Source organism: Nocardia vinacea NBRC 16497, assembly GCF_000308835.1.
Lineage (GTDB): Bacteria > Actinomycetota > Actinomycetes > Mycobacteriales > Mycobacteriaceae > Nocardia > Nocardia vinacea.
The window spans coordinates 54,163-61,343 of the sequence record NZ_BAGN01000414.1; the positions used below are offsets into that span (position 1 = coordinate 54,163).

The following is a 7,181-nucleotide window of genomic DNA, read 5'->3' on the forward strand; positions in this document are numbered from 1 at the left end:
CTGAACGGTGGCCACGGCGACGCCGAATATCGAACACATCCGATCCGAAGGAGCAGCAAATGCGGACACTCATCGTCCACGCCCACCCCGAACCGCAGTCACTCAACGGCGCGCTCAAGGATATCGCGGTGACCACCCTGCGCGAGGCTGGGCACGAGGTGCAGGTCAGCGACCTGTACGCGATGCGATGGAAGTCGGCGGTCGACGCCGATGATTTCGGCGCTATGAGCGGCCCGCTGCGCGTGGCCGCAGCCTCCGGCCGCGCGTACGACACCGGCACACTCACCGCCGATATTGCGGCCGAGCAGGAAAAACTGCTCTGGGCCGATACCGTGATCTTCCAGTTCCCGCTGTGGTGGTACTCGATGCCCGCAATCCTCAAGGGCTGGGTCGACCGGGTCTTCACCTACCACTTCGCCTATGGCGTAGGCGAACACAGCGAGACCCGCTATGGCGACCGCTACGGCGAGGGCACCCTCGCGGGCAAGCGAGCCATGCTGTCGGTGACGATCGGCGGTCGCGAACCGCATTACAGCGACCGCGGCATCAACGGCCCCATCGACGATCTCCTCTTCCCGATCCAGCACGGCATCTTCTACTACCCCGGCATGGACGTGCTGCCCCCATTCGTGACCTACGGCACGGACCGCCTTTCGCCCGAAGACTTCACCGACACCGCGAAGGCATGGGAGCAGCGCCTGCTGTCGATCGAACAGACCGACCCGATCGCCTTCCGCACCCAGAACGGCGGCGACTACGAACTGCCCGCCCTACGCCTGCGCGAAGGTGTGGAAGCCAAGGGCCGCAAGGGTTTCGGACTACACGTTCGTGCTTGATCGGACCAGCTGGGCCACGCGGGGCGAGATCGGTCGGGATTGTGGTGATTTCGCCCGCGCGTGGACTCATATGGATGCCAGGGAGACTCTGCCGACCAAGTCACCGATGTGGACGTCCGCGACCGCCCATTGCGCCTGGACACCGCTGCTCCAATGTCGCTGCCATGCGTCGATCCACTCGCAGACCTCTTCGACGTCACGGTTCGGCGGTGCGAGTCTCGCTGCCCGCACCCACAATGGCGACCTCGACGTTGAACGACCCCCCGACCGTTGCGGCGACGGTGATGGTGCAGCCCGCTTGCTTGCCGTTCGGGAGGGACTCGCGGATCTGGACGGCTCGATGTTCCGCCACGGTTATCGCAGTCGCACCCGGGGCGGGCGGCAGCGGTGTCGTCATGACGGGCGAGAAAGGTGCGTGGCGCGCAAATCGGTGCGCGGGACCCTCCGTGGCGGCGGGGGATTCAGAGTTTGCGGGCTTGGGCGGGGGTGAGGAGGGGGTGGGCGAAGTGGTAGATCTGTTCTGCGGCATCGAATTCCATGGTGACGGCCGCGCCGGGAGTGTGGGCCCATTCCGCGGGGACGGGTGTGCCCGGCCAGGTGTGGCCGCCGCCGAATACTGTCCACGCCGTGACCTCGGTCCCGCCGATCCCACCGATCATCGTGTGTCGGCTCGAATGCTCGGTGGTGATTGTGGGTCCGTCGTCCGTGCAGCCGTCGAGTGCTTGCCAGTGTCGAGCGGTTTCGAGCAATCCCAGTGTGCGGCCGCGAGGTTCGCCGTTGCGGCCGCGGTGGCGCGAGTGGCCGCCGGTGATCGGTTGAATCGGGTCGGCATCGCCGTTGATGAGCATCACCGACACCGCATGGCTGGGGCGCATATCGAGCAATGCCGCGGGGAAGCCACCCGCGACCGCGGCGAATACCGGTACTCGGTCGGCGGCTGCCAGTGCGAATCGATGAGACATGAACGCGCCGTTGGAGATACCGACGACGAGGGTCCGATCCGGTGCGGTGCCGAACCGGTCGGCACACCAATCGATCACCGCGTGCAGAAACGACACATCGTCCACGCCTGCCTCGTCGGCCGTGGTGACCCCGCGCCCGTCGGCCCAGCAACCACCGTGACCATCGGGGTAGGCGACGGCAATGCCCCATTCGTCGGCATGGGCGGCGAAACTGGTCCAGTCGTACATGATCGGCCGGGCGTATGTCCGCGCGCTGCCCGAGTGATTGCCGTGCAGAACCAACACCAACGGCGCATTCTGGTCGAGCGGCGGACGCACGGCAAAACTGCGCGCGAGACCGTCAACGGCCAATTCGCCGGTTACCAATTCATCGCTCACCAACACCGGTATACCGCCCCGACCACCACCTCGGCCAGGTGACCCGCTTCTCGAGTCCAGTGCCGAGTTCGATGGACGCCACTGATGCGATGGCCCTGGTGACGCCTGCTGGACGCCGCTGCGCCCGTGCATCATCGGCAGAGACAGCTTCTGTAGCCATCGATCGTGGCACAGCAGCCGTACGCCGTGCCGGGCGAGATCGGCAGCCGTTGCCCAGACTTCACTTTGGGGGACCGGCACGCCAGGAAGTTGTGCATGCCGCACTGCTCGGATTCACACATCGATCAGATGCGCGGCGCGGCGCTGCGCCCAGCGCGCGACCGGCCCGATGCAGACTCCGGCGGTGAGCAGTATGCCGCCGAGCAGAATCCATCCGGCCCGGCCCCGATCAATGCAGACCACGCTGAGCAGCGCTGGGGCGGCGGCGATGAAGGCTCCGGTTCCCATGCCGAAGATTCCTTGATAGCGGCCTTGTGCGTGATCTGGCGCCAGCGCGAAACTCAGTTCGAATTCGCCTGCGGCCTGGCCGATTTCGCCCAATGTGTGCACCGCCACCGCGAGCGTCAATGCCAGCGTGGCGAATACCGTTGAGCCCGTGCCACTTACGCAGAACAACAGACAGCCAAGCGCCAGCAGGGCGGCGGCCTGGCGGGTGATCGTGGTCGCGTCGGCGATGGAATCGACGCGGCGGCCCGCTCGCACCTGGAGGACGACGACCAGCAGGGTGTTCGTCAGCAGCAGCGGCGAGATCAGCCAGGCCGGAGCCGAAGTGTGTGCGACGATCCACAGCGGCAGCGCCACTGTGAGCACCGCGTACTGCAGCGAGAGCACGCCGCATATCCCGGTGACGGCCAAGTAGGGCAGATCCAAACGGCCGGGACGTACGGCGCGGTCACGCTCGGTTCTCGGCAGCGGGGGCTGGCGTGGAATACGGGCGATCACCAGCGCGGTGAGCAGGAAACTCGCGGCGTCGACAAGTATCAGGGCCAGATACGCGGTGCGCGTGTCGAATCGGATGGCCAGCCCCGCACCGGCGGCACCTAGCGCCACTCCGATATTCGTGACAGATCGCAGGTAGCCGCGCAGTCGGGCGCGGTCGCGACCGCCGATCCGTGCGATCAGCGCGCCGCGCACCGCCCTGCTGCTCTGTTCGGCGATGCCGATCGCGGCAGCGACGACGACGAAGAGCCCGAAACTGTGGACGAGGGCGAGGCCGGCGGTGGCCAGCGCCTCGGCGATCAGCGTGCACAGGTAGACCTCGCGCGCGCCGACACGGTCGGCGAGGTGACCGATCGCCGGTCCCGCGGCGAGACCGGTCCCGCCCGCGATCGTCAGTCCGATTCCGACCTCGGTGCCGCTCAGCCCGACCGATCGGGTCAGCATGAGTACCGCCCCGGCGATATACAGCCCGTTGCCGATGGCGGTGATGAGAATCGCGCAGGCCAGCGTCCGTGCCGGACCGTTCACCCCACCGCCGTTCACGCCAGCACGATGGCTTCCGCTGGTCTCGGACAAGGCAGATTCGCCCACTGCCCGAGGGGAAATCCGGCGAGTGCGCCGACGAGCGCAAGCGCGGTATTCGCGTGAGTGACAACGACCAGCCGACCAGTGGTCCGCGACCGCCCTGCGCAATGGGTGAGCAGCACCGGAACCGCCCGCCGCGCCACCGCGGCCAATCCTTCTCTACCGTCGAACGATCCGATGTCCCCGGCCAGCCAGCGTCCGTAGCCATCGGGATTGGTGTCAGCGACCTGAGCTCGGGTGCGGCCTTCCCAGGATCCGAGAAATTCCTCGCGCAGCCCACTACTGACAGTGATCTGTCGGGCATCGAGCCCGGCGGCACCGGCGATTGCTTCGGCGGTCTGTCGTGCGCGAGTCAGGTCGCTGCTGAGGATGCGCTCCGGGACCGGTCGCCGAAGTGCCCGCCCGAGTTCGGCCGCACGGGTGCGCCCTTCTGCCGACAGCGGGATGTCGGTATGACCGCTGAATCGCCCTGCGTGTGACCATTCGGTCGGGCCGTGCCTGGCTATGACGATCTCCCAGTCAGGTGCGGCCACCGGAGCCGCCCGAGACATCGATGGAACTGCCGGTCACGTAGGAGCAGCTCGGCGAAAGCAGCAGTGCCGCAACCGGAGCCACCTCCTGTGGTGTTCCGAAGCGCCCCAGCAGCACACCTCGGCGGCTCGCCTCGCCCGCGCACCAGTTTTCGAAGGGCTCATCCGCTCCGGAGGCGAGATATCGAGCGCGCTGACGGTCGGTCGCGATCGCACCGAGGCTGATCGCGTTGACGAGAATGCCGGATGATGCCAGTTCGACGGCCAGTGACCGAGTCAGATTGGCCACGGCGGCTCGCGTCGCGCTGACAGCGGCCATATCCGCCTCGGGTGCGTGCGCGGTGACACCGTTCATGACCACAACCCGTCCGGCATCCGATTCGCGCAGCGCGGGCAGCGCCGAGGTGACCAGGTTCAACACCGATCCCACCTTCACCTGGAATTGGTTGCGCCACTCCGTCTCCGGTGTCGTCAGCACGCTGCCGGAGACGCCGGCTCCGGCATTGGCCAGCACACCGTCGAGTCGTCCGAATCGTTCGAGAGCCTGGCCGACGGCCTGGTCGAGGGCCGCCGGATCCCGAACGTCGGCGATGTGCGTGAGTAACCGGTCGGAGTGGGCAGGTGGTAGGACGGCACGCAGCTGTGCCAGCGCCGCAACCTCTCTGGCACAGGTCGCGACTGCGGCGCCTTCGGCGAGCAGCAGCGTAACCACCGCACGTCCGATACCGCGGCTGCCGCCCGTGACGTAATAGGCGCGTCCGGCCAGTCCGAGATCCATCGCGGGTCAGCACCGCCCCTTCGCGGACTCGGGTGTCAGGTGCTCGTCCAGCCATGCGATGACGGAGTCGTACACGCCTCGCACACCGGTATGGTCGTCGTGGGCCAGCAGCGCGTCGAACACATAATCCGATACCTTCGCGGCCCGCCCGGGTCCGTCATTCGGGTGCGTGTGGAAGCGCAGGACACCGGGCAGATCGCAGCGCAGACCCGGGGGGAACGATCGCGGAGACCGCGGCACCACGATATCCCCGTAGCAGCGGCCGGATTCGGGCATCGTGCGCTCGACCGATACGGCGACACCGGCCTGCCCGAGACAGGAAGCCTGTTCCAGATCGACACCGAGGGCTGCGCCGGCGATGAGGTTCAGATTGCCGCCACCGGTGCGGCAGGCGATCTCGCAGAGCATGGGGCCGTGGCGGGGGTGATCGAAGAGCTCGCAATGAAAACTCATGGTCTCCTCGGCGGCGGGCAATGCGTGCAGCAGCCGGGCCAGATAATCGCGGGCCGCCGCCACGCGCGGATCGTCGGCATCGAGCAGCAGAATGCCATGCGGCGCCAGGTCGACCAGCGAGTCCAGACAGGTCCGGGTGTAGGCCCCGACCATAACCGCCTCGACCTGTCCGGCTCGCATCAATCCGTCCACCGAAAGCATCGGGGCCGCAACCCATTCCTCCACGAGGTAGTCGGTGGGATCGTCGCCCGACAGCGCGCGGGTCTGCACCCAGGACTCGATCGAGACCCGGTCGCGCAGCACGGCGACGCCGACCGAGCCCGATCCGTCGACCGGTTTGACCACTACACCGTCGGGGTGGTTGTCCGCGAAGTCCATCAGTGTGGAAACCGAATCGACGAGCGCGTGGTCCGGCACGCGCAGCCCGGCCCGGCCTGCCAGTGATTTCATGACGGACTTGTCGCGAAACGCGGTTGCCGCAGCCGGGCTCTGGCCCGGAATATCGAGGTAGGAGCGCAATTCGGCGGCTCGGACGAGATCACATTCGCTCAGCGCGACAATCCGGTCGAAGGGCTGTTCGGCATGTTCGGCGACCACCGCTTCGTCGACGGCTCGATTGCGCTTCCAATCCGGGAAGAGTCGAGGTGCGGTCGAATATCGATGAGCCCCGCCGAGAAAGGTACGACTCGTGGGCGTGTCTTCCGCGAAAAGTGTGGTCTGGATACCGAATTGCGAGAGCCATTGATCGTAGCGATGCGTGGTCAGCGGCTTCTTCGACAGCACGGCCACCCGGCGCTCGCGGTTCAATTCAGCCACCGGGCCACCTCGCCCCACCAGCGCGTCGTCTCCCGGATTCGTTGCCGCACCTGGTCGGCGGTGTCGCCGAACACGGCGACCGCGGCTGCCGAATGTGCGGCGTACTCCGGGCCGTGTGCGAAAGTGCCTGGCGCTATATGCAATTCGAGATCGGCCCCGGTAGTCGGACAGGCATCCGTGGGCGGCTCGAATCGGCCATGTCCGGGTGGAAAGAGCACCCAGCCACCGGCGCGGCGCGGCGCCGCGGGTTGATGCGTCAGTTCGAGGCCGAGTCCGCACTGCCCGCGCAGATTCTCCCGGGACAGATGCACGCCGAACGCTTCCCGATAGATGCGCGCGATGAGGGCACCGCCGGTTCGCGAGGCGATCTCGCAGAGCACCGGCTTGCCATGCGCCGGTATCCACGCCTCCAGGTGGAAACTCGTCGGGAACGCGGGATTCGGCAACGCGCGATGGACATCGGCGGCAAAGCTTTGCAGCAGCTCTGTTCTCGGGTCGTCGGGAGCGAGTAGAACGCTGGACAGCTCGGACTCCCGTTGTGCCGCTTCGGCATTGCCGCTGCTGTACTGGCTCGGCCAGCAGTGCACCACCGCCCCGTCGGCGATAACCCCGTCCACATGGAAAAAGTCGCCGTCGACGTATTCCTCGGCAATCCACCGGTCGCGATGCTGTGGTGCCGCAGGCAATTCGCCCGATGCCAGGAATGCGGTGACATCGCCGCCGCCGCGCAGAATGCGCACTCCGATGGACGCGGAGCCGCGACGCGGCTTCACGACGACGGGCAATCCGGCCTCCTCGATGAACTCGATCAGGTCGGTGGGCCGGTCGATGGCCCGCCGGCGCGGGACAGCCACTCCGGCCCGCGCCACCGTATCCTTCATGATCAGCTTGTCGCGGTAGGCAC

General features: G+C 67.0%; 8 protein-coding genes. 1 reads left to right on the forward strand and 7 read right to left on the reverse strand.

The annotated features are described in order from the left end of the window. Nucleotides 1-59 precede the first annotated feature (59 nt). On the forward strand, nt 60-836 hold the full coding sequence (locus tag ON44_RS40700) for an NAD(P)H-dependent oxidoreductase (protein ID WP_040700183.1): 777 nt from the start codon (nt 60-62) through the stop codon (nt 834-836). A 196-nt stretch (nt 837-1,032) separates the two neighbouring features. Here the strand turns inward: ON44_RS40700 and ON44_RS40705 are convergent, their stop codons facing one another. From ON44_RS40705 to ON44_RS47525, 7 genes are all read right to left on the reverse strand, one after another. After that, nucleotides 1,033-1,233, reverse strand: coding sequence for a hypothetical protein (locus ON44_RS40705; protein ID WP_040700184.1), 201 nt, complete (start codon nt 1,231-1,233; stop codon nt 1,033-1,035). 64 nt (nt 1,234-1,297) lie between these two features. Next, a complete protein-coding gene (locus ON44_RS47520) occupies nt 1,298-2,176 on the reverse strand; it encodes a CE1 family esterase (protein ID WP_157187565.1) in 879 nt (292 codons plus the stop codon). Nucleotides 2,177-2,449: 273 nt separating this feature from the next. Further along, nucleotides 2,450-3,658, reverse strand: coding sequence for an MFS transporter (locus tag ON44_RS40715; RefSeq protein ID WP_040700185.1), 1,209 nt, complete (start codon nt 3,656-3,658; stop codon nt 2,450-2,452). Continuing rightward, nucleotides 3,655-4,233, reverse strand: coding sequence for a histidine phosphatase family protein (locus ON44_RS40720; RefSeq protein ID WP_051183125.1), 579 nt, complete (start codon nt 4,231-4,233; stop codon nt 3,655-3,657). The genes ON44_RS40715 and ON44_RS40720 overlap by 4 nt, the downstream gene beginning before the upstream one ends. Next, on the reverse strand, nt 4,220-5,008 hold the full coding sequence (locus tag ON44_RS40725) for an SDR family oxidoreductase (RefSeq protein ID WP_040700187.1): 789 nt from the start codon (nt 5,006-5,008) through the stop codon (nt 4,220-4,222). The genes ON44_RS40720 and ON44_RS40725 overlap by 14 nt, the downstream gene beginning before the upstream one ends. 6 nt (nt 5,009-5,014) lie before the next feature. After that, entirely contained in the window at nt 5,015-6,277 is a 1,263-nt protein-coding gene (locus tag ON44_RS40730; protein WP_157187566.1) for an ATP-grasp domain-containing protein, read from the reverse strand. Further along, a partial coding sequence (locus tag ON44_RS47525) for an ATP-grasp domain-containing protein (protein WP_051183127.1) occupies nt 6,265-7,181 on the reverse strand: 917 nt, incomplete at its 5' end. The genes ON44_RS40730 and ON44_RS47525, both read right to left, overlap by 13 nt.

What these genes read in the sequence shown, in the direction of transcription:
- ON44_RS40705 (WP_040700184.1), bottom strand. Translation starts at nt 1,233, where the DNA reads ATGACGACACCGCTGCCGCCCGCCCCGGGTGCGACTGCGATAACCGTG.
- ON44_RS40725 (WP_040700187.1), bottom strand. Translation starts at nt 5,008, where the DNA reads ATGGATCTCGGACTGGCCGGACGCGCCTATTACGTCACGGGCGGCAGC.
- ON44_RS40700 (WP_040700183.1), top strand. Translation starts at nt 60, where the DNA reads ATGCGGACACTCATCGTCCACGCCCACCCCGAACCGCAGTCACTCAAC.